General features: G+C 70.1%; 1 protein-coding gene and 1 pseudogene. One reads left to right on the top strand and one right to left on the bottom strand.

The genetic code is table 11. The annotated features are described in order from the left end of the window. Nucleotides 1-180: hypothetical protein (locus ACIF8T_RS40495; RefSeq protein ID WP_400042496.1), on the bottom strand; the 180-nt coding region annotated here is incomplete at its 3' end. 634 nt (nt 181-814) lie between these two features. On the opposite strand from ACIF8T_RS40495, the pseudogene ACIF8T_RS40490 reads away from it, so the two are divergent. Continuing rightward, nucleotides 815-1,266 (top strand): annotated as a pseudogene (locus ACIF8T_RS40490) (hypothetical protein); the annotation flags it as partial.

The following is a 1,266-nucleotide window of genomic DNA, read 5'->3' as shown; positions in this document are numbered from 1 at the left end:
ACGCGGCGGTGCATCTTCTTCAGCCGGACGCCCGCGGCCACTGCAGCCGGCTCGGGTGCGGTGGCCTGCTTGCCAGGAGACATGGTCAAACTCCCAGATCATCAACGTGTACGTGCTGACCTTGAGAAAACCCGCCGACCCCGACCAGACCACCGACCACGAAGGCCCGACCACGGTCACGAACAGGACACAAAACCCGTGGTCGGTCTCGTGGTCGGCCCGACCATGAGACCGACCACGGCCCCGGACACGGCCGGGCACGGTCGAGCCGGCCGCGGGGCGGGGGAGGTGGCCACCGGGGCCTACGGGCTGCACACGGGCCAAGCCCGCCGATGAAAGCGGACGCACTCTCAGGAGCCGGCCGGGGGCAGGCCGATTGCGCAGGAGCTGCCGATTGCGCAGCCTCACGGCGGACTTTGCGCATCCCGCTGTGCGCAACCGGCTGCGCACGCCGATTGCGCAGGACCTCGCACTCATTGCGCAGCCGTCTGCGCAATCGGATGCCCTGCGGTGCACAGTCGCGATTGCGCAGCCGTCCGTACCGCCGAAACCGCCGTGGTCGGTCTCATGGTCGGGGTGGCGAGGACCGTGGTCGGCCCGACCACGAGACCGACCACGGCAGCTCACGGCGCATGTTGCCCGATCGTGACCTTTGGTCGGGGCTGGTGGTCGGCGCTCTGGTCGGGGGCGCCCGGTGAGCTGACGGCATGGATCTCGTCCACCGCCTTCCACCCAGCGATTCTGGTCATCCTCCGGCGCCCCGCTGGCCGCAGGACCTCAGCGCCAGCGCGCCCACGGTGCGTGGGGGAGCACGGTGAGCGGCTTCGGTACGGGGGTCCGGCGCGGGGTGATGGCAGCCGATCAGTTCACCCAGATCGCCAACCGCCTCTTCCGCGACGCCGAGCTGTCCTACAAGGCGAAGGGGATCTTCGGCTGCATCTCCACACACCGCGACGGCTGGCAGGTCACCGTCGCTGACCTGGCGGCCGTGGGCCCCGACGGGAGGGAAGCCGTCCGCGTCGCCCTGAAGGAACTGGAGCGCTGCGGCTACCTCATCCGGGAACGCCTGCGCCGCGCGGACGGCACACTCGGCGAGATCGTCTACTCCATCACCGACCAGCCCGCCACGCTCGACGCAGACCTGCCCAAGGCCCCCCTTGTCCCCGCGGCCCCGGCTGCCGACTGTGACACCGATTTCGCGTCGGGGATCCGGCGCGGGGTGATGGCCGCGGATCAGTTCACTCAGATCGCCAACGGCCTGTTCCG

The sequence above is a fragment of the Streptomyces sp. NPDC085946 genome, from assembly GCF_044540485.1.
Lineage (GTDB): Bacteria > Actinomycetota > Actinomycetes > Streptomycetales > Streptomycetaceae > Streptomyces.
Note: the sequence above shows the minus strand (reverse complement) of the source record. Positions and strands in the feature narration are given on the sequence as shown.